Consider the following 23160-nt stretch of genomic DNA (forward strand, 5'->3'; position numbering starts at 1 on the left):
ACCGCACGGATCAACTTGAGCAGCGTCGCGCGATGAAGCAGGCTTGGGCAGATTTTATCTGGCAACGAGATGGTGGTGGGGCGGCTTGGTTGTCGCCTCGCTGGCTACGGGGGCGAGGACGGAGGTTCTCTGCGGTTAGAAGGCCTTCGGCACGCCTAGCTCGGCTTGCAACCCCAGCGGCACGGGTTCGGGCAGTTGCCATGTTACCGTGATCGGCTTTTCGCCCTCCCACGCAAGGAAGCGCGGCTGGCCGCAGTAGATGAATGGATTGACCTTGCCGTTCAGCTTGTTGCCGCGGCGGACAAAGAGATGGACAGTGTCTCGTTCTTTGCCCGAAATGATCCGGCCATGCCGACCGTCCTGCGTCGTGCGGTTCTGGCTGAACCAGCGCATGCGGTCGGGCGCGAGGAAGCCGTTCTCGTAGACAAGATCCTGTGTCGAGACATTTGCCAGAAGAATGAGCGCGTTTTTCTCGAGGATCGGGAGAATGCCGGTGCGCCAGACATTCTGCTTGTACGCGACCCCGAAGGCTTCTGCGATCTCGGGGGCAAGATAACGCTGCCAGAGTTGCAAGACTTTGGAGCGATGCACAAATGGCGTGGCGCCGTCATCGGCCTCGGGCCGCGTATTGGGCACCTCTGCCAGCCGCCACTCGATGAGCTCTTGGGCAAGGTCTTGCAGCGCCGCACCGCGCGTGGGGCGGGCGAGCTGCCAGCCATTGTGGCCGTTCCTCACATGCGGATCGAAGGCCAGTGCTTCGGTGCTGCCGGTCGGCTGCCTGCCGGCAAGTATCGCCTCAAGCGCCTTGAGTGTCTCGGGCGCATAGCGCTTCGGCTTTTCGATATCCGCCAGAAGGCGGGCATGCGTCGTGAAGGCGTCTTCGGGTAATGTATCGCCCATATCCCGCACGAAATTGAACCAGCCGCCATGCCCTGTTGCCCGCGGATCGAACCCGTTGCGGAACATCTCGATGGCTTGTGGGCGGATGCCCTGCTGTGCCCTGAACTCCAGATAGAAGGCTTCGAGCTCGCTCGCGCCGTCTTTCGGTTTCAGGAGCGCACGGAGGATATCGATGGTTTCGAGCTCGTAAGTGACCTCACAGCCTGGCGGCAGCACCAAAGCACCGCGCTCCCATTCGTCGAGTTTCTGGGTGATCGAGCGATCGCCACTGCCCGCGCGTGTCAGCGTCGCGACTTTCGTAAGGAAAGATCTGTGGTTCCCGATATAGTCGATCACTTGCAGGGTCTTGCCCTCGACCCTGCGCAAGCCGCGGCCCAGCTGTTGCAGCCAGATGATCGCGCTCTCGGTCGGACGCAGCATCAGGACGGTGCCGATCTCGGGCACGTCGACACCTTCGTTGAACATATCGACCGCAAAGAGGATATCCAGCTCGCCCGCGCCCAGTTGTGTCAGCGAAGAGGCGCGCGGGGCGGAAGCGTCGCCCGAATGGACAGCCACCGCCCGCAGCCCGGCTTCGCGGAAGAATTGCGCCATGTAGTCGGCGTGATGCTTGGAGCAACAAAAGCCGATGGCTGGGCCTCTGGCGCGTTTGCGGAATTGCTCCAGCGCATTTTCGGCGCGAGCTTGTGTGGCGAGCTGCGCTTCCAACTCGGTCGGGTCGAACTGCCCCGAGCGCCACGGGATCTGCGCATAGTCGATATTGTCCGGTACGCCGAAATAGTGAAACGGCGCGAGGCGGCCGGCATCGATCCCGCGGAAGAGGTCGCATTGATAGACGAGGTTCTCGCCGCAAAGCCCCAGCAAATCACCGCCATCGGTCCTGTCGGGGGTAGCTGTCAGGCCGAGAAGAAAGCGCGGAGTGAAATGCTCGATCAGGTTCTGATAGGTGCGGGCTGCCGCGTGGTGAAACTCATCCACAACGATGTAATCGAAATGGTCCGGCGCAAAGCGGCGCAGATGCTCGACGCGGCCAAGGGTCTGTATCGAGGCAAAGAGGATCTCGGTCTCGGTTTCTTTCTCGGTGCCCGTATAACGCCCCATGCACGCATCGGGCCGGACCTTGCGGAAGGCGGACATGGCTTGGGTCAGGATCTCGTCCCGATGCGCCACGAAGAGAATGCGCGCAGCTTTGGCGCGTATGGTGTCGAACGCCGCGAGCCAGGTCTTGCCTAAGCCCGTTGCTAGCACGACGAGCCCCGCACGGTGGCCAGTCTGGCGCGTTCTACGCAGAGCATCGAGCGCCTCGATCTGGATCGGATGTGGTTCGGGCGGCGGGCCCTCTGCTTCGACAATGCCGCGCGAGAAATCCGGCAGAGGCCGGGCGCGTCGGCGTTTGGCATAGACTTCGATCCAGTCGGCTGTCAGGCGCGACACCTGAGGACGGGAAAGCAAGTCCTCAAAGGCCTCTGCGACTTGATCACTGGCGGCTTCGGAATGCAGGTTCCATTCCACACCCGTCTCCAGCGCAGATCTCGAGAGATTGGAGCTGCCCACCACCCCCATTCCCGAGGTATCGGCGGCTCTGAAAAGCCAGGCTTTGGGATGGAAGCTGAGCCCGCCTGTCTCGAAGACATAAAGCTCCGCGCCCTCCAGATCCATCAACCGACGGAGTGCGGCTGGGTCGGTCGTGTCGAGATAATCGCCAATGATGATCCTCAGGCGCCCGCCACGCTCAAGAAGCTCCCGCAGCCAAGGCTCCAGGAGCGAGACGCCGCTATCCATCGCGAAGGCGACAGCCAGATCGACCGAGATTGCCTTGTCGATATGCTCGCCTAGGAGTGGCAGTAAAGGGTCTGTCCCGCCGGTCGTCAGGCGATCTTGCTCGTTTAGAACGAAGTGGAAATGGTCATAGGCGGTAGAGGTCCTAAGCCTTGAAACGCCATTCGACAACGCATCCGCGACAGATGCGAGCATCTGCATTTGCTCCGCTGCATTCAGGCCGCCCCACTCAGGTACATGGCGCGGGGCAGGAATGATGCCGACCACGGTTTTCGCGCAAACAGGGCACAGTGTGGATAAGGAGCTCAAGCTGAAACCGGACGTTTAAATCGAGAGGAAGCTTGACCTAACGCACCGCGACTGTCCAGGAGGAACGAGTGCAAACATGATGGGCGGGAAGCGGTCGCTCACTGCACGTGGGAAAATCAATCTCGATATATCCATAAACGGACATTTCGATCACGCGCCGCATCTTAGAACCGGGCGCTCTCTACAGACTTGTGCCGTGAACAGGTTGCCCTCCTGCTCAGGCCGAGCGGGCTTGTTTCAATCTTATCCATTTCCATGCACGCGCAGTCAGCCCTTTAACGTAAACCTTAACGTTTCAACGCGCATGATGGGGGGTGTCACGGATGCACGCCCGATTCGCAGCGTTTTACCAAATTATCCGGGTGACATGTGCTTCAGAATGCGGGTGGTGGACAATGGGATCACGCGGCAGGTTTACCCTTCATCGCCTGCACAAGGCCTCGCGCGTGACAGGGACGTCGGCGATGTCTGGCGGTTGATATGGCGACGTCTTTCGAAGTCATCTTCCTCGGCACGGCAGCTGACATTGACATCAATGAAGGGAATGCAGTCGCGGGCAATGCCAGCTCGCTGGTCGGCACGACATATGGCGCGGCCAACAGCCCGCTTTATGCGCAGGTCCATAATTTTTCTGCGGTCAATTATTCGGGGGGGGATGCCACCGTCTATGACACCGATAACAACCTTACCAACGATACGTTTTCCATTGATGGCGGCCCCGCGCAGATCTTCGATTCCGTCGTCTCCTATCAGGCCACCGTCACTTATATAGACGGCACCACGGGCACGATCAGCGCGGTCATCATGCAAGATACGGCCGGTCGCCTGTATCTGATGCCCGAGATGACCAATAACGCCGATGTTGCGGTCCTTAATGCGGCGCCAATCCGGTCCATGACCTTCAACAGCCTATTGGTCAATGACAGCAATATGGCGGCCGACCGCTTTGACATGCATTTCATGAACCCCGTGGATGGGACCTCGGGCAATGATAGCATGGGCGTGGGCTATACTGATGGCGACGGCGACTAGATCACGACCGGCGGCGGTCTGATCAATGCGGGCGCCGGCAATTACACGGTCGATGGCGGAGCGGGCAACGACTCGATCCAGGGCGGGGCGGGCAATGACAGCCTGATCGGCGGCGCCGGAAACGACCTGTTGATCGGCGGTTATGGCAACGACCTCTTTTCCTTTGCAAGCGGCTGGGGACAGGACACGATCCTTGGCGATCAGGGTGATAGCACCGAGGATGGCGGTAAAGACATGCTCGATTTCTCGGGCATGGCCAGCGGGGTCTCGGTCACCTTCACCGGCTCCGAGGATGGCACGGCGGCCTCGGGCAGCGACAGCCTGACGTTCGACAATATCGAGGCGGTGCAGGGTGGTTCGGGCGATGACACCTTCAATGCGGCGGCCGATAGCTCGGGGCTCACGCTTTCGGGGGGCGGCGGCGCGGACAGTATCACCGGCGGCTCGGGCGCCGATACGCTCGCTGGCGGCATGGGCAATGACACGCTCTATGGCGGGACCGGTGCCGATAGCATCGCGGGCGACGACGGCAATGACTATATCGACGGCGGTTCCGAGGATGACATCATCTGGGGCGGCACCGGAGATGACACGATCCTGGGTGGCACCGGTAATGACATCGTGGCCGGTGAGGCCGGGAACGACTCCATCGACGGGGGCGCGGGGGCCGATACTGTCAGAGGCGGCACCGGTGATGACCTGATCTGGGGCGGCGACGATAACGACGCGCTCTATGGGGATGACGGCAATGATATTATCGCTGGTGAGGCCGGGAATGACCTCGTCGATGGTGGGGCGGGCAATGATCTGATTTCCGGCGGGACCGGCACTGACACGCTCAAGGGCGGCACCGGCAGCGACACGTTCTCTTTCTACGGCGGTGATGGCATCGACGTTGTTCAGGGCGGAGAGGACCCGGACAATAGCGATACCGACGCGCTTGATTTCTCGAATGCCGATCAGGGCTTCAAGGTCACCTTCAGTGGCGCCGAAGCCGGCTCATTCGCCTCCGCCACCACAGATTCAACAGGTAGCTTCACCGAGATCGAACGGATCGTTGGCAGCAATTACGCCGATTCGATCGATGCCAGCGCCGACACTTCGGGGATAGAACTCCACGGGGGAAGTGGCGCCGATACGCTGATCGGCGGCTCTGGCGCGGATCATCTCGACGGCGGCACCGGCAATGACTCCCTTGCAAGTGGCGCGGGCAATGACACCCTATCGGGGGGCGCCGGCGCTGATACCTATGCCCTAAGCGATGGTGGCGGGGCGGATACTGTCGCGGATTTCGACATAACGCTGGTGGGCAGCACCACCACCGATCAGCTGGATGTGTCCGGTCTGACCGGTGCCGATGGCAATCCGGTCAATGCGTGGGATGTGACGGTTTCGGATGTGGGCGGCAACGCGCTGCTGACCTTTCCCGACGGCACCTCGATCCTGCTCAACGGCGTGGCGCCCGCAAGCGTCACGACAGCCCCGCAACTGCATTCCATCGGCATCCCCTGCTTTGTCGCGGGAACAATGATCGATACCCCCTCGGGCCCCAGAGCGGTCGAGACCATCCGGACCGGCGACGAGGTCCTGACCGCCGAGGGCCAGCCCATTACGGTGATATGGGCCGGTGGGAAAACATTCGACGCCGCCGATCTGGCCACATGTGAGCGGCTCAAGCCGATTGTGTTCCGCCCTAGCAGCATCGGGAATGCCAGAGAACTCCGTCTCTCGCGCCAGCACAGGGTCGTGGTCGACACAATCGAGGGGCCGCGCCTTGTTGCCGCGGGGGGGCTGGCGGCAGCGAGGGGTTTTGGCGCTCGGATCGCTAAAGGATGCCGCAAAGTTTCCTATCGTCACCTTCTGCTGACCTGACATGCGATCATCCGTGCCGAAGGCGCCCTTGTTGAAAGCCTGTGGCCTGGCCATCTTGCGGCAAAGTCACTGGGCCCAGAGACCTGCCGCGAGATCGCGGGGAGCTGTCCGCAGCTGGCACCCGCACTAGCTGGTAAGGTTCCAACGGAACTGGTTTTTGGGCCGCAAGCTCTCCCCATGATACGCAGGGGGCAGTTACGCAGCTTGAGTGTCAATTCTTGTGCCGCACTGCTGACCTAGGCGTGCCAGACCACGCTGCATTCTCTGCCGATGGCCGGTTTGAATAAGCTGCTAAGCAGCGATAGACCTTCTTGTAAACGGCGGCTTAAGGGCTGGTCTGATCGTCAGCTTCAGCTTATTTGGCTCCGCCATTCAGGAAGGATATGACTGCGTCGGAGACGTCCTGGTGGATCGCCCGGCGTGCGTCCGAAGAGACACCACAGATCGATGCATCACCTTCTTCCTCCATTAGGATCTTCGGTCCGGCGAGCGTGCAAACGGAGAAGGCATCGAATATCGATGCTTGGGGCATGACAAAGGACGGAGTCTGCTGATCATTAGCCGATGTGCTCTCGGGTTTGCCGAGGGAAATCGATAGCGCCCGCACACCCGCCGGCACCGAGCCCAGGTCTTCCGGATATTCCGGGTTTATGGCTATTACCGAAGTCACGCGGGGGTCTCGCGCCATCCCAGCCAGGCCGTCCGGATTGGTGGCCGACATGTTGACCCGTTGGGCAGCGAACCACCCGCAATCCGGTCCGTGCTGTTTCCTGTCTGGCGCGCAAGAGTGAAGGTAGCTGGCGACATCAAGATCTGCTCCGCCGACGGACAGGGCAGCGGTCGCGCCAAGTGCGAATCCAGCGACTGACACCATTGTTTCATTAACTCGCGGCCCCCAAGTCATATCGGTCAGCACCAGGCCAATCGCGCGGCGGATGTCCCGGGGTCTTTGCCAGATTGCATTCAGGGCAGCAGCCGCGTTGTCCAGGTGCGGTGCATTGACTTCGGCCACAACGAAGCCTGCCCGAGCGATGGCGGAACTGAGCCAGGCACCTGAATCAGTCGCGGATCGCAGGCCGCCATGTGACACAATCACCAGCGGGAGCGCGCTATGCGTGAACTCCGCATTTGGTGCTGCTGTAACCCCCTCGAACACGGGATTTCCACCGACAGAGCCCGATGCTTTTGCCTCGGACGGATACCAGATCGACACGAACAGAGGGCGCGCGTCTTCGGATGTGTCCAGGAGATGGGCAAGTCCTGGAACGGTTTGAGAAAGAGAAGGCCCTGCGACCAGGATAAGAAACAAAGACAGACCAAATTTCATTCCGGAACTCCCCGTGCGGACCAAAAGACTGTGTTCTTTTATTGTGGCCTTACTAAAAACGGGCAATGACCGCTCCGTCCGGGGAGCTGACCTGGGCGTGCCACATCTCGCTGAAGGATACCACAGATGTCCGGTATGGAGAAACTGCGACCAGCATGGCTACTCGGACGAGTGTCGGCTTGGGGCCGAAGGTGCTATCGTCACACCGTCGGTCCTTGTCTGTTATGTTGCTATTTCTTTCTGAACACCTTTCGACGCTGCTCGACCAGCTTTTCGGCTTGCTTGAACTCCGGCGCGCCCAAGATCAGGCTATGCTCGTGATATGCCAGCACCAGTTCTATCTCCGGCGAACCGGCGGGGTGCTCATTCTCGAGGAGTCCGAAGATTTCGCTCCGGCGCACATCTGGGACTTTGCCGTAATAGGTCCAGGTGATTTCTTCCGTGCTATGACCAAGGTTCAAGGACCAAGCCTTGCGCTCTTCTGAATTGCGGCAGATGCGATCCCCGAGCTGGGCGAGGGTATGGCGCACCGAATGCGGCGAATAGGGTTCTGTTGCGTGTTTGCTCGCGAGCGAAAATGCTTCCGTAGCGGCTCGAGCGATTTTGCATGGGGCGTAGCGGTGGGCGGTCTGGCTCGGGCGCTCGTTTCAAATCTGCAAGATCAGGGAACAGTGCGTCTTCCGGTCCCAAGCCGATCCGGTTCATGTCGGTAAGCCATGTAAGCAGCAGGGTTTGAAAGGCATCTGTGCTAGGAAACCAGTTCACGACAAAGCTCTTGCCGTTTTTGGCGCGCAGCTCTGTGCCGTCGTGGCGGACTTACCGCCTCTCCATATCGACATGGCGTGGACGAAGGATAACCAGTGCATTCGCCCGCAAGTCCCGGCAATCACCGCGTCGCGCCAAGCCGCAGCATCTCCTTTACTGATGTCGGTAAAGAGCTTGAGCCCGCAATAGATCTCGAACTGACGGATGGCGCGGAGGTGAGCGGCGACAGGATGGCTTCACTTTGCGCAATACCAGCTTGGGCGTCTGCATTTCCTTCGTCTAACGCCACGAGCCTCGTATTGGATTTGAGGCTGTTTTCGAAAGCGTCTCGATCCGTCTTATTCAGTAGCTTCGAGATCTCGCCGCCACAGTCCGGACAGGTCGCGAGTGCCTACGCGGTGCCGGTCTTGGCATCAAGAAAGCGGAGCGTCGAGAGGTCAGGGAAGACACGGGCCTTGCAGCTCATGCACTTGAATTTGCCGCGCCGGAGCGGTGTCTTGATCCCAGCGCGCTCCTGATGGAAGCGCGCGAGCTCCGCGCCACGAAAAATGCGCGGTTGATTTGCATCAGGGGGGGAGTAGGCCGCTGGCGATCGAATTTCCCAACGTGTTGCGACAGATACTGTAGAGCGAGACCACCTGCTCGACGCTGTAAACGCGATCAAGCTTCGGGCGGATACTGGTATAGTTGCGGCTCATTGCTTGCGCTCCTGTGCCCGCAGGAGATCATGCGCATCGAGATCCGTAATTGCCCAGCGGGTCATGCCGGACCCAAACCGGTAGGGCTGCGGAAATTTATCGATCTTGAGCCAGCGGCAGATGGTCCGCACGGAAACCGAATAGCGCTGGGCCACTTCACCCACGGAGATAAAGCGCGGGCTCGCTTCGGCCACAGGGAGAGCAGCGTTGGCTTGCTTTCGGGTTTCTTGCGGTGCGGAAGGCGTGATGTGCCGCGATTTGGCACCTGCTACAGCGCTAGGCTGGGGCGTGGCACGAGACGGCTCTTTCGCGCGAGTTGGAGTAGGGAAAAGGCTGAATTGGTAGGTGTCATAAGACATGACGACGCCCCTATTAAGGTAGGCGCTCGGTCACATCTTGTGTCCAAGGGATTGGCCGATTCTGAGGGCATCGTGCCACATGAGTTCGACTGATCCTCATCAAAACGATCTGAAAGGATATGGCCAGTGGAGATTTATCGTAAATGTTGTGGGGCGCCGGTAGGGATAATCGCAGATTTAATTCAATTAAATCATATTCTTGTGCTGACTTGTTGGCGGATGGGGTGGGATTCGAACCCACGGTACGGTTCCCCGCACGCTAGTTTTCAAGACTAGAGCCTTAAACCACTCGGCCACCCATCCGCAGCGCTGAAGCGAAGCCGCATGCGCCTGAGCGGGTCTAATCGGTTGCGGTGGGGCTGACAAGATCTTGACCGCGATGCGCCTGCATATTTTGCGGGCGCTTGTGGCAGGGAAGGCGCAACCTTCAAGAACTCGCGAGCGGATGCCTTCCATCTTGTGATCGGGCGGGCCTAATATCGGGAAAATTCGGAGCATAGTTACAGGAAGGTTCCGCCAATGACCCGTTTCGCTTTGTTGTCTTCTGCCGCATTCATGGCGCTCGCTTTGCCGGTCGCGGCGCAGACCACTCTGACCGTCGCCAACTGGCTTCCGCCCTCGCATCCGCTGGTCTCGGAGCTGATCGTGCCGATGACGCAGGCGATCGAGGAGGCGACCCATGGCGAGGTGAAAGCCACGCTCCTGCCGGCACCACTAGGGCCGCCCGCTGCGCATTTCGATTTCGCCATCAATGGGGTGGCCGATATTACCTTCGGGGTGCAAGGCTATAATCCGGGCCGGTTCAAGACCACCAATATTGTCGAGCTGCCTTTCCTGGGCAATTCTGCCGAGGCGATCTCGGTTGCCTACTGGCGCACCTTCGACACCATGCTGCGGGATGCGGGCGAATATGATGATGTCCATGTGCTGGCCGTCTTCAGCCATGGTCCGGGCGAGGTTTTCCTGAAGGAGGGCGATGTCTCTGATGTGGATGTGCTCAAGGGGCGCAAGATCCGCGTAGGCGGGGGCATTGTGCATGAGGTGGTCTCGAAACTGGGTGCTGTGCCGGTCGAGGGACCGTCGTCCAAATCCTACGAACTGTTGAGCCAGGGCGTGGCGGATGGCATCACCTTCCCCTATGAATCGGTGAATTTCTTCAAGCTGATTCCGCAGCTTGATAAGGCGATTGCCGTCGATGGCGGGCTGTATAACACCTCCTTCTATATCGTCATGAACAAGGCGAAATGGGAGGCGCTTTCGCCGGAAGTGCAGGACGAGATCAATTCGGTGACCGGTGAGGCATTGGCGCGCAAGGCGGGCCAGATGTGGGATGCCGCCGACGAGAAGGGCCGCGCGGCGATGGAAGGCAAGATCGCGATCACGCCCGCAACCGATGCGCAGATGGACGCATGGAAAACCGCACTGCAGCCCCTGGTGGATGCCAAGATCGAGGAGGCCTCCAGCACCGGTATCGACGGGCAGGCGGCCTATGAGTTCCTGACCTCCGAGATTGCCAAAGAAACGGCCGAGTAACCCGTGACCCGAGACAATTTTCCGCGCGTGCCCGAGACGGATCCGTCCTCGGGCCGCAAGGCGCCCGTGGTGCCGCGCAATGGCCCGCGGTTGGCGCTGGGACTATTATGCGGCGCGATGCTGCTGGCGATGATGGGGCTGACGGTGGTGGATGTCATCGGGCGCTATCTGTTCAACGCGCCGCTGATCGGGGCGACCGAACTGACCGAGATGCTGCTCTGTGCGGTAATCTTCCTCGGCCTGCCTGCGGTCTGTTTCGACCGTGACCATGTGACCGTAGATCTGGTGATCGACCGGCTGCCCGCATGGCTCCAGCCATGGCGCGAGCTGGCGGTGTCGGTCTTTTCGGTGGTGGTGCTGGGCGTGGTCTCGTGGCGGATCTGGGTCTATGCGGCGCAGAAAGCCAGCTATGGCGAGGCGACCAATTCGTTGCGCTTGCCGATTGCGCCTCTGGGCTATCTCTGCGCGCTGTGCTGTGCGGTGGGCGTGGTATTGACGCTTGTCGCCGCGCTCCGCCAGTTCCGTCTTCAGGTCAGGGGGCGGTGATGGAGCATTGGCCTGTCGGTCTGGCGATCCTTATCGCATTGTTGTTGGGCGGTGTGCCGATTGCCTTCGCGCTTGCGGGCGTGGGGCTTGTGGGCGTGGCCACGATCATCGGCTGGACGCCCGCGCTGTCGCTGATCGGCTCGGCGTTTTTCGACAACGGGCGCGATTACTCGCTCTCGGTGCTGCCGCTCTTCCTGATGATGGGCAATTTCGTGGTGCAATCGGGCATCGCGTCCGAACTCTACAATTCCGCCTATGCGTGGTTGCGCCACAAGAAGGGCGGGCTGGCAATGGCCACGGTGATCGCCTGCGGGGCATTTTCCTCCGTCTGCGGCTCGTCCATGGCCACAGCAGCCACCATGACGCGGATCTCGCTGCCCTCGATGCGGCGTTTCGGCTATCCCGACCGGCTCTCGACGGCCTCCATTGCCGCCGGTGGCACGCTGGGTATTCTGATCCCGCCCTCGGTCATCTTGGTCTTTTACGGGATCATGACGCAGCAGGATATCGGCAAGCTGTTTCTGGCAGGCATCATTCCGGGGATCATCGGGATCATCGGCTATGCGCTGGCGGTGAAGATCTCGATCCGGATGCGCGGGATCGACCTTCCGGTCGAGGATAAACTGCCGCTGGGCGCCCGTATCCGCGCGCTCAAAGGCACGGCAGGGGCACTGGTGCTGTTTGTGTTCGTGATGGGCGGCATCTATCTGGGCGTCTTTACCCCCACCGAGAGCGCCGGGATGGGCGCGGCGGGGGCGCTGTTGCTGGTGATCGGGTCGGGCAAGTTCTCGTGGGGCGGGCTCGTCAACGTGCTCTATGACACGATGAAGACCACGGCGATGATGTTCTTCATCCTCTTCGGTGCGCTGAGTTTCACCAATTATGTCAACATGTCGGGTATGACGAGTGATATCCAGAGCTGGCTCTCGGTCTTTGGTGACAGCCCGATGGCGATGATCTTGGCCATTCTTGTGATCTATCTGGTGCTGGGCTGCATGCTTGAAGGGCTCTCGATGATCATGCTGACCGTCCCGGTCTTCTACCCGATCGTGGCAGCCCAAGGGTTCGACCTGATATGGTTCGGGATCTTTGTCGTGGTGATCACCGAGATCAGCTATATCACGCCGCCCGTGGGGATGAACGCCTTCGTCCTGCGCTCGGTGGTGCCGGATGTGGCCTTGGGCACGATCTTCCGCGGGCTGGTGCCCTTTGTGGCGATGGATATCGTGCGGATCGGGCTGATCATTGCTTTCCCCGCACTCGTGCTTTTGCTGACCTGATCAGACCACACCGCTGCTGATGGCCCAATAGCCCACACCCACGGCCATCCCGATAAAGCACAGTCCGATCAGGGCGATCAGCCCGTCGCGCACCAGCAAAGAGAGCGCCAGAAGGGTGACGGCCACGCCGAGGATCGACGAGCTGAAGGGCACCAGTTCTAGAAACGGCATGGCGGCCCCGCAGAGAAGACAGGCCGCCTGCGTCACCCAGCGGAAGGGACGATGGGTGAAAAATCGTAGCCGTTCGCGGGTGTGGCTGTCCATCCACCGTGCCACGCCTTGCAGTTTGTCGGTGGCCTTGCGCAGTTTGTCGCCAGCGATATGACGGTTGGTCAGCAGACCCGGCAGCCAGAGATGGCGTCGCCCGAGCAGCATCTGCGCCGAGATCAGCGCGATCAGGATACCGCAGGCGCTGGAAAAGAGCGGGATGCCCGAAAGCGGGCTGACCACGAAGAGGGCAGGCACCAGAAGCACCGGCACGAAAGAGGCCCCGCCGAGCGAGCCCAGAATATCCTCGATCCGCAGCCTGTCCACGCCTTGGGCGCGGCTGTCGATGGTGCGGACGATATCGGTGACGGAATGATTGTTGTCGCTGGAGTGCTGCATAAAAATACCTCTGCGGGTGAACCCCGCAGAGGTGATCTGGTTCCAGTGAGAAGGGGTGCCTCAGGGCTTCATCGAGCCTGTATCGATGAATCGCTGGTGCCAGCTCAGCGCCTCATTCAGCAGATGCGGGCTCTGCTGCGCATAGCTGCCCTTTTTCGCACGCTCGTAATAATCGCGCAGCATAGGGCGGTAATAGGGATGGGCGCAGGTCTCGATGATCTTCTCGGCACGCTGTTTGGGCGAGAGCCCGCGCAGATCGGCCAGACCCTGTTCGGTCACAATCACCTGCACATCCTGATTGATATGGTCGGTATGGCTGACCATCGGCACGATGGCCGAGATCGCGCCACCTTTTGCCGTGGAGGGCGTCATGAAGATCGACACATAGGCATTGCGCGAGAAATCTCCCGAGCCGCCGATACCGTTCTGCATCTTCGAGCCCATGATCTGCGTCGAGTTGACGTTGCCATAAATATCCGCCTCGATCAGCCCGTTCATCGCGATACAGCCCAGACGACGCACCAGTTCGGGATTGTTCGAGATATCCTGCTGGCGCAGCAGCAGCTTGTCGCGGAAGAAGGCGGCGTTATCATTGAAATACTCGGCCTTTTCGGGCGAGAGCGAGAAGGCCGTGGCCGAGGCCATGCGCAAAGTGCCCGCCTCGAGCATATCCAGCATCCCGTCCTGAATGACCTCGGTAAAGGCGGTCATGTTCTCGAACGGCGTGTCGATCAGGCCGGACATCACGGCATTGGGCACATTGCCCACGCCCGATTGCAGCGGCAGGAGCGAGTTGGGGAGTCCCGCGCGTTTGGCCTCCCATTTCAGGAAGTCCAGAATATGGCCTGCAATAGCGTTGGCCGTCTCATCGGGCGGCGAGAAGGGGGCATTCCGGTCGGGGCTGTCGGTGAGCACCACGGCCACCACTTTCGACGGATCGACGTTGAAATAGGGCTGGCCGATCCGGTCGTCCGATTTCAGGATCGGGATCGGTTTGCGATGGGGCGGCAGGGCGGTGCCGTAGTAAATGTCGTGCATCCCGTCCAGCAGCTCGGTCTGCCAGCTGTTGACCTCGAGAATGATCTTGTCGGCCAGTTCGAGCCACGTCTTGTTGTTGCCGACGGAGGAGGACGGGATCAGCTGGCCGTCCTCGGTGATACCGGAGATCTCGATCACAGCGGTATCGAGCTTGCCCAGAAACCCTTCCCATGCCATCGGCGCAACCTGGCTCAGGTGGATGTCAAAATAGGACATCTGGCCGCTATTGATCTGCGCCCGCGCGATAGGGTCGGAGTTGAAGGGAAGGCGGAAGTCGATGCCATTGGCCTTGGCCAAGGCGCCATCCAGTTCGGGGCCGGTAGAGGCGCCGGTCCAGATGGACACTTTGAACTGCTCGCCGCGGGTATGGGCTGCTTCGATTCGGGCGGCCAGTGCCTGCGGCACGGCCTTGGGATAGCCCGAGCCGGTAAAGCCCGACATGCCGATGATGGCGCCCGGATCGATCAGGGCTGCGGCATCTTCGGCGGACATGATTTTCTGTTTGAAAACATCACTGCGAATGCGTGAAGAACTAACTTTTACATCAAAGCTCATTGGGGTCCTCCTCAGGTGCTACCTTCGGGCCGAATTGCAGCGGGGCTCCTCGGCACCCGCCCAGACCAGCGTTTGGTGGTAGCTTATCATAACCAGAGTTCCTTTATGCTCCGTGATTGTCCATAGTCTGGCAGCTATGCGCTGTATGCATATGTATACTATGCCTATGATAATCCTGAATCTTGCGGGGCTTTGGCCTAGATGCCGGCACAGTTCCCCGCCGCCCCATATACGGTCCGGAGGGCGTGCCGTGCCTTGATCCTGTCATCTTCCAACCATGCTCCGCCTCGGTCGCACCATTCTTCGGACGCAAAGAAGCGTAGTAATTTATCTAATGATATTTTCGCGTTTAAGGCGAATCGCGTTACATTGAGCAGGGTTACTATAACAGGAGGATATCATGTCATCTGTATTCCGGTTGCCGTCCGTACTGTTCTTTTGTTCCGCGCGTCGTCACGACAGGGTCGATATGCGGCTGGCTGAGCTGGGGCTGCGGCGCCAACGCCGTCATAACTGCCCCATCTCGCCGTTTCGGGTCAATCAGCGGGTGCCGTTCGTGCCTCGGATCGTCTGATGGCGCGTGTGCCGCGGCAGGTGCTCAGAAATCAACCTCGACGCCCGGAAGGTTCAGCTCCTTCAGGAGGTCGCGCAGTTCCTGCCGCGCAGCGATATTGGACATATTCAGGTTCTCGACGCCCAGATCCTTCAGATCGAGGAGGGTAATTCCACGCGGGAACAGCTCGCGGAAGATCACCCGCTCGGAGAAGCCCGGGGCAACGCGGAAACCGATCCGCTTGGACAGCTGCTCGAGCGCGGCCCCCACCTTGCGCTTGTTGTGCATCTGCTGTGCGCCCAGCCGGTTGCGCAGCACGATCCAGTCGATGGGTTTCATACCAGCGCGGGCCCGCAACTGGCGAGCGGACCAGACCATCTCGGAATAGATCGAGGGTCCGGTGACCTTCGAGGTGTTCGGATCGATCCGCGCCAGAAGGTCGAAATCGATGAAGCTGTCATTGAGCGGCGTGATCAGCGTATCGGCCAGCGAATGCGCCACCTGACTGAGGCGCGTATGCGATCCGGGACAGTCGATCAGGATGAAATCACAGATATCCTCCAGCTCTGTCACGGCCGCCGAGAGCCGGTAATCATAAGGGTTCTCGCCCGCGGGCAGGCTGGCCGGATCGATTTCGGGCAGCACGCGGTAATCCGGGCAGGGCAGGGTTACGCCTTCGCGGGCCATGAAGGCGCGGCGGTTCTCCACATACCGCCCCATTGACCTCTGGCGCAGGTCGAGGTCCAGCGCCCCCACGCGCCAGCCCATGCGCACAAGCGCGGTTGCCACATGCATGGAGGTGGTCGATTTTCCCGATCCGCCCTTTTCATTGCCAGTCACGATGATATGCGCCAACTTCGCCGTCCTCACGTCATCTTGTGGGTGATGTCTCTGCCGTGACTATAGGCAGTAAGGTGCTGCGGGGAAAGCGGTCACGCGCAGGAGAGCTGCCAAGCGCGAAGAGGCGCGGGCAACTGATGTGCGCTTACATCATCCCGCCCGTCTTTCCGGCCAGGACCGCTTGCCGAAATTCAAAAGGGCGCGCCGATGGCACGCCCTTCGTAAATACCGCAAGGTGGGATTAGAAGCCCAGACCCGCGTATTTGTTCTTGAACTTCGACACGCGACCACCGGTGTCCATCAGGCGCGAGCTTGCACCGGTCCATGCCGGGTGCGAGGTCGGGTCGATATCGAGGGTCATGGTGTCGCCCTCTTTGCCCCAGGTCGTGCGGGTCTCGTAGGAGGTACCATCGGTCATCTTGATGGTGATGGTGTGGTAGTCGGGATGGATTTCCGCTTTCATCGAACCGCTCCTCAGGCTTTTTTGGGTTTGTAGTTGGTGTCTTCGGCGATACGGGCCGATTTACCGCGACGCGAACGCAGGTAGTACAGTTTCGCACGGCGCACACGACCACGACGGACGACTTCGATCGAGTCGATGTTGGTCGAGTAGAGCGGGAATACACGTTCCACGCCTTCGCCGAAGGAGATCTTGCGGACGGTGAACGACGCAGCCAGCGTTTCGCCGCCTTTGCGAGCGATGCAGACGCCTTCATACATCTGGACGCGCGAACGGGTGCCTTCGGTCACTTTGTAGCCAACGCGAACGGTGTCGCCGGCTTTGAAATCCGGAATGTCTTTGCCGAGGCCGGCGATTTGTTCCGCCTCGAGTTGAGCGATCAGGTTCATCGCATATCCTTTCATATACTCACGGTGTGTCCGTGAAGGTGGTTTCACGCCTCAGAGCTCCGGGTCTTCGCGGGTCCGCCTTCATGCGCCCACCGGAGGATACAGGACATCCTTTATGTACAGATCCGGATGCAGCTTTAGGGCGGTGAAGCCTTCGCCGCGCGGCAAACGAAAAAGGTCCGGTCACCGATTCCGGCACGGACCTGTGCGCTATAGGGCCAAATGCCGTCCCGATCAAGCGCGGAATAGCCTGTGTGGTAAAGCAAATGCGCCCTAATCGGCGTTTTCGACCAGTGTCACCAGATCACGATCGGGGCGCCAGTGGCAGGCTTTCCAGCCGGCCCGCCGCGCGGCGGTAACATTGGCGCGGGTATCATCGACCAGTAGCAGCCCGTCAGGCGGGCAGCCAACCTGCTGTGCCGCGAGGGAAAAGAACCCTGCTTCAGGTTTGCGCAGGCCCAGAGCGGCAGAATACACCATGCCGTCGACATGGTCTGCCAGTCCCTTGTCGTGCATCAGATGGCGTGCGCGGTGGTGCTCCTGGTTTGTGGCCAGATAGATCCGGCAGCCCCTGCGACGCAACGTGTCGCAGGCTGCCAGCACGGCCTGATCCAGATATGTATCATGCGAAAACCAGTATTCCATGAAGGCGCGTGCATCAGGGCTGCGGGTCAGATGCGGTAGAACGGCCTCCAGCACCTCGTGCAAATCGGCCCGTCCCGTCACTATATCTTCCCAGTGCTGGCGGAACAGAAGCGCTTTGAGCCGATCGGGATGGATGCCCATATCCTGCGCCAACCCGTCGGTCCAAGCGCCGCCTTTGCGATGCGTCACGATGACCCCATCGACATCCAGCATCAGGCAGCGCATGGCTTAGTCCTTCCGATCAGCCTTCTTGCGTTTGGGCGCCTTGCGGGGCGTGTTGGCCAGATGGGCCTCCCACATATCGGGACGGCGCTCGGCGGTGATCTTCTCGCTCATCTCGCGGCGCCACGTCTCGATATGGCCGTGATGGCCCGACATCAGCACATCTGGGATGGCGCGGCCTTCCCATTCGGCGGGGCGGGTATATTGCGGATGCTCCAGAAGCCCGTTGGAGTGGCTCTCTTCCACAGCCGATTCGGCATTGCCCAAAACGCCCGGTAACAGGCGCACGGTCGCATCGATCATCGCTTGCGCCGGTAATTCGCCCCCCGTCAGAACGAAATCGCCCATCGAGACCTCCTTGATGCCGAAATGCTCCAGCACGCGCTCGTCCACACCTTCAAAGCGACCGCAAAGAATGGTCATCCCGTCGGCCGCCGCAAAGCGCCGCGCCATGGCCTGATCAAACCGCTTGCCGCGCGGCGACATATAGACCACGGGCCAGTCGGCCTTCGGGTCCACCCCACGCGCGGCCTCCTTGAGGGCGGCACCTACCACATCGGGGCGCAGCACCATGCCCGCGCCGCCACCTGCGGGCGTGTCGTCGACATTACGGTGCTTACCCACGCCAAAGCGGCGCAGATCGATCGTATCAAGCCCCCATAGCCCCTGATCACGGGCCTTTCCGGTCAGCGATAGCCCCAGAACGCCCGGAAAAGCATCGGGGAAGAGCGTCACGATCTTGGCTTTCCACGCCCGCGCCAACTGCACCGGCTCGTCCATCAGGGACCGGATCTGGTGGCTCGCGCTGATCGACACCCGCCCATGCGAGCGGGTCGCGCGGGGCGGCGTATTCTCGGCCTGCGCATCAACGCCCATCAGGTTGCCAAGGCGCATCACGCCTTTTTTCGGGGTCTCTTCGGGAATATCACTCATTGTCTCAGACGTCTTCGGGCGGATCAGCCACGATACGGCCTGCGGTCAGGTCAACCGTGGGCACGACGGCCATGGTGAAGGGCAGGAGAAGCGGCTGGCTTTCGCCTGCGGTGGTGATCTCGAGGAAATCACCCGCGCCATAGTTCTGCACCGCCCGCACCGATCCGAGCACCGCGCCGCCGGTATCCACGACGGTCAGCCCGATCAGATCGGCATGGTAGAATTCGTCATCGGGAAGATGGGGCAGCATATCGCGGTCCACCCAGAGCGAGACGCCCTTCAGCGCATCGGCCTCTTCCTTGGTCTCGACGCCGCTCAGATAGGCGCCGATGCCGCCCTTGATGGCGCGCAGATCGGTCAGATCGAAGGCGCGTTTGCCATCCTCGGTATAAAGTGGCGCGTAATCGGCAATGGCCAGCGGGTCGGCGCAGAAGCTCTTCAGCCGCACCTCGCCCTTGACGCCGAAAGCCCCTGCAATTGCGCCCACACAGGTCCGTTCCGTCATTGCCTCATCTCCGTTCCAATCGGGCCAGCCCCTCGCGGGCCTCCCAGCCGAGCTGTTCCAGCTCGGGCGTAGGCTGCGCCTGTTCAGGCCAGCCGATACATAGATAACCGATCAATTTCCAGCTGTCAGGCACATCGAGCGATTTCGCCAGTGCCTCGGGGTCCAGAATCGAGACCCAGCCCATGCCCACACCCTCGGCACGCAGCGCCAGCCACATCATGGTCATGGCCGCAACCACCGAATAGGCGCGCATCTCCGGCATCGAACGGGCTCCCAGACGGGCGCCTTTGGTCGTGGCATCGTCGCAGAACACTGCCAGCTGCACCGGCGCCTTCTGCATGCCCGAAAGCTTCAGCCCCGCGTAGAGCGTGGCGCGGTCGATATCGCCACCCGCGCGATAAGCGGCCAGTGCCTCGGCATTGGCGCTCTGGAAATTGGAAAGCGCCGCAGCACGGGCCGCGGCGCTTTCGACATTGACCACGCGCCACGGTTCGGACAGGCCGACCGAGGGCGCGAGGGCGAAAGCGTCCAGACCCCGTGCAAGGATATCGTCCGGCACCGGATCGGTGCGGAAGCGGCGCACATCGCGCCGCCACGCCATCAACCGGTGCAGATCCTCGCGGAACTCGGGGCTGAACGCGTCCAAGATCAGGCCTCGGATGCCTCTGCAGCAGCAGCGGCTTTCTCGGCTTTTTCTTTTGCACGCTCTTGGGCTTTCTTGCCCGGCTCTGCTTTCTTCATGTTCTTACGCTCGGTTTTGGCAACAACGCCGGCATTTTCGAGGAAGCGGGCAACGCGGTCGGTCGGCTGCGCGCCTTTGCTCAGCCAGTACTGAACGCGCTCCATGTCCATTTTCACGCGCTCTTCGCTGTCTTTTGCCAGCAGCGGGTTGTAGGTGCCGAGCTTTTCGAGGAAGCGGCCGTCACGCGGCATGCGCGAGTCGGAAGCAACGATTGCGTAGAAGGGGCGCTTTTTGGAACCACCGCGTGCGAGACGGATTTTCATAGCCATGGGTTGATCTCCTTTGAATGGCTGGTGTCGGACCTGTTTCGGGGTCCGTTACTTTTGGAACTGCTCGTGATGCCGGATGACTTCCGAGATCACGAAATTCAGGAATTTCTTTGCGAATTCCGGGTCGAGACCGCTGTCGTCGGCCAGTTTTTCCAGACGTGCGATCTGGGTCTTCTCCCGGTCGGGATCCGAGGGAGGAAGGTCGTGTTCCGCTTTGAGCTTGCCGACCGCCTGGGTCTGGGCAAAGCGCTCGGCGAGCGTATAGATCATCACCGCATCCAGACGGTCGATACTGTCGCGATGCTCTTTCAGAAGCTCCGCGGCGCGGGCGGTTGCATCACTCATGCAAGGTCCTCCGGCTTGGGATGGCGGTAAACGAGGCAGGTCTTGCCTGCGGGGCCTTGGGCGGTCGCATCAATCGTGCAGCCAAGCCGTTCGGCCAGGGTGATCGAGCGGGCATTGGCGGGGGCGATATAGCTCACCACGCTGTTCCAGCCCAGATCGGTATAAAGATGGCGACGCACTATCTGCGCGGCCTCGGCGGCAAACCCTTTGCCCTCATGGGCATTGTCCCAGATCTGCCACAGGATCTCGGGTTCGGGCCAGCCATGCGGTTGCCACGGGCCCACGAGCCCCAGCCCGCGATCGCTTGCGTGGGTGGTCAGCACGAACGGGCCCCAGCCCTTCATGACCCAATGGCCGATCACGGCAGCCCATGCGCGCCAGACAAGCCCTTCGTCGAAGCTCTCCGAGACGCGGATGAAGCTCGGACGGTCCGTTTTGTGGAAGGCCAGCCAATGGGCGTAATCATGGGCGGCGGGCGCGCGCAGCACGAGGCGCGCGCTATGCAGCACGGGGGTGGGGGACAGCGCGATCATGCCTGACCTCCCATCGGATGGCGGTAAACCAGCTGCCCCGGCACGGCAGGCAGCGCATCACGGTCAAGCGTGGCGCCGATCCGCTCGGCCAGCGCGACCGAACGGGCATTGCCCGGCGTGATATAGCTCACCAGAGGGCGTTTCCAGTGCAGCTCGAGCGCCGCGAAATCGCGCATCTTGCGCGCGGCTTCGGTCATATAGCCCTGACCTTCGAAGCCCGTGAACGCGATCCAGCCCAGTTCACGCTCGGGAAAATGCGGCAGATCGTTCAGCGCCACCTGACCCACGACCTGACGGTCGGATTTGCGCACCACGGCTAGCGCGCCGCAGCCCTTGAGCGCCCATTGCGCCACATCGGAAGCAAAATGGAACCACGCCGCCTTCACATCATGAGGCCCGCCCATATAGGCCGCCCGCGCAGATTTCATCACCTCCGCAAAAGCGGGGAAATCCGACATGTCATGCGGACGTAGCGTCAGGCGCTCTGTATGAAGGACGGGCGCGACCATTATTTCTTCTTACCAAAGCCTCCGAGGCCACCGAGGCCGCCCATGCCACCCAGACCGGGCATGTTCTTGGGCAGGGACTGGCCCAGCATCTTGGTGGCTTCTTCCATCTTGGCGGGATCCATCTCGCCCGCCGCCGGCAGACCGCCGAATTTGCCGGTCATCGCGGCCATCGCGCGTTTCAGGGCGCCGCCCTTCATCTTGCCGAGCTTCTTCATGGTGTCGCCCATCTGGCGCTGCATCTTCAGAAGCTTGTTCAGCTCGGCCACATCCATGCCCGCGCCCTTGGCGATACGTTCCTTGCGCGAGGCTTTCAGCATTTCGGGCTTGGCGCGCTCTTCCTTGGTCATCGACTGGATCAGCGCGATCTGGCGACGGATCATCTTGTCGTCGAAACCGGCGGATTCGGCCTGCTTGGCCATCTTGCCCATGCCCGGCATCATCGACATCACGCCCTGCATGCCGCCCATTTTCTGCATCTGCTCGAGCTGGGACTTGAGGTCGTTCATGTTGAAGAGGCCCTTCTGGAACCGCTTCATCATACGCTCGGCGGCCTCTTTCTCGAAGACCTCCTGCGCTTTTTCCACGAGGGCGACGATATCGCCCATGCCAAGGATACGGCCCGCCACACGCTCGGCCTCGAAAGTCTCGAGCGCTTCCATCTTCTCGCCCAGACCGACGAAGCGGATCGGCTTGCCGGTGGTCGCGCGCATCGACAGCGCCGCACCGCCGCGGCCATCGCCGTCCATACGGGTCAGGACCACGCCGGAGATGCCGACTTTTTCCTCGAATTCCTGCGCGACCTCGACGGCAACCTGACCGGTCAGCCCGTCGACCACCAGAAGCGTCTCGCGCGGGTTGGCGATGTCACGGACCTGCTGGACCTCGGACATCAGCACCTGATCGATATGCAGACGGCCCGCGGTATCGAGGATATAGACGTCATAGCCGCCCAGCATCGCCTGCTGCTTGGCACGTTTGGCAATCTGCACGGCAGATTCGCCCTGCACGATAGGCAGGGTATCGACGCCGATCTGGTTGCCCAGAATCGCCAGCTGTTCCATGGCCGCGGGGCGATAGATATCGAGCGAGGCCATCAGCACGCGTTTCTTCTCGCGCTCCTTCAGGCGGCGGGCGAGCTTGGCGGTGGTGGTGGTCTTGCCCGAGCCCTGCAGACCGACCATCAGGATCGGCGCAGGCGGGTTGTCGATCTTCAGCGCACCAGCTTCATCATCACCCGCAAGCATCGCGATCAGCTCGTCATGGACGATCTTCACGACCTGCTGGCCGGGGGTGATGGATTTGGTCACGGCCGCGCCGGTCGCCTTGGCCTCTACGGCCTTCACGAAGGAACGTACCACCGGCAGTGACACGTCGGCCTCGAGGAGCGCAGTGCGCACTTCACGCAGCGCGGTCTTCACGTCATCAGCGGACAATGCCCCCTGCTTGGTCAGCCGGTCGAACACACCGCCAAGGCGATCTGAAAGGCTCTCGAACATGGCTCCCTCCTTGCATAAGGGCATCAGACAAACGACAAGCGCACCAGTGGGCGCAACGCGCTGACTGGTGGCGATCCCCGCCGTGTGCGGGGACCGGAGGGCTAGTCCTCCGGGGAATCT

The 23160-nt window shown here is 61.0% G+C and carries 23 protein-coding genes and 1 tRNA gene; 5 read left to right on the forward strand and 19 right to left on the reverse strand.

Going from position 1 to position 23160, the window contains the following annotated elements; all coding sequences use genetic code 11:
• Nucleotides 1-135: 135 nt before the first annotated feature.
• Complete coding sequence (locus WDB91_RS05270; RefSeq protein WP_339114089.1) at nt 136-2874, reverse strand: DUF3427 domain-containing protein; 2739 nt, start codon at nt 2872-2874, stop codon at nt 136-138.
• A 594-nt stretch (nt 2875-3468) separates the two neighbouring features.
• Between WDB91_RS05270 and WDB91_RS05275 the strand changes: the two genes are divergently transcribed.
• Together WDB91_RS05275 and WDB91_RS05280 are read left to right on the forward strand one after the other, a co-directional pair.
• Nucleotides 3469-4020, forward strand: a complete 552-nt coding sequence (locus tag WDB91_RS05275) for a hypothetical protein (RefSeq protein ID WP_339114090.1) — start codon at nt 3469-3471, stop codon at nt 4018-4020.
• A 129-nt stretch (nt 4021-4149) separates the two neighbouring features.
• Nucleotides 4150-5892 carry a Hint domain-containing protein gene (locus WDB91_RS05280; protein WP_339114091.1) on the forward strand — a complete coding sequence of 581 codons (1743 nt, stop codon included), beginning with the start codon at nt 4150-4152 and terminating at the stop codon, nt 5890-5892.
• Between the two features lie 355 nt (nt 5893-6247).
• Here WDB91_RS05280 and WDB91_RS05285 read toward each other — a convergent pair whose 3' ends face one another.
• From WDB91_RS05285 to WDB91_RS05300, 4 genes are all read right to left on the reverse strand, one after another.
• Complete coding sequence (locus tag WDB91_RS05285; protein WP_339114092.1) at nt 6248-7219, reverse strand: hypothetical protein; 972 nt, start codon at nt 7217-7219, stop codon at nt 6248-6250.
• Between the two features lie 230 nt (nt 7220-7449).
• Nucleotides 7450-7749 carry a hypothetical protein gene (locus tag WDB91_RS05290; RefSeq protein ID WP_339114093.1) on the reverse strand — a complete coding sequence of 100 codons (300 nt, stop codon included), beginning with the start codon at nt 7747-7749 and terminating at the stop codon, nt 7450-7452.
• 929 nt (nt 7750-8678) lie between these two features.
• On the reverse strand, nt 8679-9041 hold the full coding sequence (locus WDB91_RS05295) for a hypothetical protein (protein WP_339114094.1): 363 nt from the start codon (nt 9039-9041) through the stop codon (nt 8679-8681).
• Nucleotides 9042-9254: 213 nt separating this feature from the next.
• A tRNA-Ser gene (locus tag WDB91_RS05300) sits at nt 9255-9344 on the reverse strand.
• A gap of 216 nt (nt 9345-9560) precedes the next feature.
• Here WDB91_RS05300 and WDB91_RS05305 point away from each other — a divergent pair.
• The 3 genes from WDB91_RS05305 to WDB91_RS05315 are packed head-to-tail and all read left to right on the forward strand — an operon-like array spanning nt 9561 to nt 12400.
• The gene (locus WDB91_RS05305; protein ID WP_339114095.1) at nt 9561-10574 is read left to right on the forward strand and encodes a TRAP transporter substrate-binding protein; all 1014 of its coding nucleotides are present in this window, start codon (nt 9561-9563) and stop codon (nt 10572-10574) included.
• Nucleotides 10575-10577: 3 nt separating this feature from the next.
• A complete protein-coding gene (locus WDB91_RS05310) occupies nt 10578-11120 on the forward strand; it encodes a TRAP transporter small permease (RefSeq protein WP_339114096.1) in 543 nt (180 codons plus the stop codon).
• Entirely contained in the window at nt 11120-12400 is a 1281-nt protein-coding gene (locus WDB91_RS05315) for a TRAP transporter large permease (RefSeq protein WP_339114097.1), read from the forward strand. The genes WDB91_RS05310 and WDB91_RS05315 overlap by 1 nt, the downstream gene beginning before the upstream one ends.
• Here the strand turns inward: WDB91_RS05315 and WDB91_RS05320 are convergent, their stop codons facing one another.
• The 14 genes from WDB91_RS05320 to ffh all read right to left on the reverse strand — a co-directional run bounded on the left by WDB91_RS05320 (nt 12401) and on the right by ffh (nt 23040).
• A complete protein-coding gene (locus WDB91_RS05320) occupies nt 12401-13006 on the reverse strand; it encodes an exopolysaccharide biosynthesis protein (protein ID WP_339114098.1) in 606 nt (201 codons plus the stop codon).
• 60 nt (nt 13007-13066) lie between these two features.
• The gene (locus tag WDB91_RS05325) at nt 13067-14536 is read right to left on the reverse strand and encodes an acetyl-CoA hydrolase/transferase family protein (RefSeq protein ID WP_339114099.1); all 1470 of its coding nucleotides are present in this window, start codon (nt 14534-14536) and stop codon (nt 13067-13069) included.
• Nucleotides 14537-15197: 661 nt separating this feature from the next.
• Entirely contained in the window at nt 15198-16007 is an 810-nt protein-coding gene (locus WDB91_RS05330; RefSeq protein WP_339114100.1) for a division plane positioning ATPase MipZ, read from the reverse strand.
• Nucleotides 16008-16233: 226 nt separating this feature from the next.
• Nucleotides 16234-16455 carry a 50S ribosomal protein L31 gene (gene rpmE / locus WDB91_RS05335; protein ID WP_339114101.1) on the reverse strand — a complete coding sequence of 74 codons (222 nt, stop codon included), beginning with the start codon at nt 16453-16455 and terminating at the stop codon, nt 16234-16236.
• 11 nt (nt 16456-16466) lie between these two features.
• Complete coding sequence (rplS, locus tag WDB91_RS05340; protein WP_339114102.1) at nt 16467-16841, reverse strand: 50S ribosomal protein L19; 375 nt, start codon at nt 16839-16841, stop codon at nt 16467-16469.
• A 273-nt stretch (nt 16842-17114) separates the two neighbouring features.
• Nucleotides 17115-17711: an HAD-IA family hydrolase gene (locus tag WDB91_RS05345; protein ID WP_339114103.1), complete on the reverse strand. Its 597-nt coding sequence runs from the start codon at nt 17709-17711 to the stop codon at nt 17115-17117.
• 3 nt (nt 17712-17714) lie between these two features.
• Complete coding sequence (gene trmD, locus WDB91_RS05350) at nt 17715-18584, reverse strand: tRNA (guanosine(37)-N1)-methyltransferase TrmD (protein ID WP_339114456.1); 870 nt, start codon at nt 18582-18584, stop codon at nt 17715-17717.
• 61 nt (nt 18585-18645) lie between these two features.
• Nucleotides 18646-19146 carry a ribosome maturation factor RimM gene (rimM, locus tag WDB91_RS05355; RefSeq protein ID WP_339108363.1) on the reverse strand — a complete coding sequence of 167 codons (501 nt, stop codon included), beginning with the start codon at nt 19144-19146 and terminating at the stop codon, nt 18646-18648.
• A gap of 4 nt (nt 19147-19150) precedes the next feature.
• Nucleotides 19151-19792: a 5,6-dimethylbenzimidazole synthase gene (bluB, locus tag WDB91_RS05360; RefSeq protein WP_339114104.1), complete on the reverse strand. Its 642-nt coding sequence runs from the start codon at nt 19790-19792 to the stop codon at nt 19151-19153.
• A gap of 2 nt (nt 19793-19794) precedes the next feature.
• Nucleotides 19795-20157: a 30S ribosomal protein S16 gene (gene rpsP, locus WDB91_RS05365; RefSeq protein ID WP_339114105.1), complete on the reverse strand. Its 363-nt coding sequence runs from the start codon at nt 20155-20157 to the stop codon at nt 19795-19797.
• Nucleotides 20158-20205: 48 nt separating this feature from the next.
• Nucleotides 20206-20502: a chorismate mutase gene (locus WDB91_RS05370; RefSeq protein WP_339114106.1), complete on the reverse strand. Its 297-nt coding sequence runs from the start codon at nt 20500-20502 to the stop codon at nt 20206-20208.
• The gene (locus tag WDB91_RS05375; RefSeq protein ID WP_339114107.1) at nt 20499-21035 is read right to left on the reverse strand and encodes a GNAT family N-acetyltransferase; all 537 of its coding nucleotides are present in this window, start codon (nt 21033-21035) and stop codon (nt 20499-20501) included. The genes WDB91_RS05370 and WDB91_RS05375 overlap by 4 nt, the downstream gene beginning before the upstream one ends.
• Nucleotides 21032-21544, reverse strand: coding sequence for a GNAT family N-acetyltransferase (locus WDB91_RS05380; protein WP_339114108.1), 513 nt, complete (start codon nt 21542-21544; stop codon nt 21032-21034). Before WDB91_RS05380 ends, WDB91_RS05375 begins: the two co-directional genes overlap by 4 nt.
• A complete protein-coding gene (ffh, locus tag WDB91_RS05385) occupies nt 21544-23040 on the reverse strand; it encodes a signal recognition particle protein (RefSeq protein ID WP_339114109.1) in 1497 nt (498 codons plus the stop codon). The genes WDB91_RS05380 and ffh overlap by 1 nt, the downstream gene beginning before the upstream one ends.
• Between the last annotated feature and the right edge of the window lie 120 nt (nt 23041-23160).

This window comes from Thioclava sp. GXIMD2076 (assembly GCF_037949795.1).
Lineage (GTDB): Bacteria > Pseudomonadota > Alphaproteobacteria > Rhodobacterales > Rhodobacteraceae > Thioclava > Thioclava kandeliae.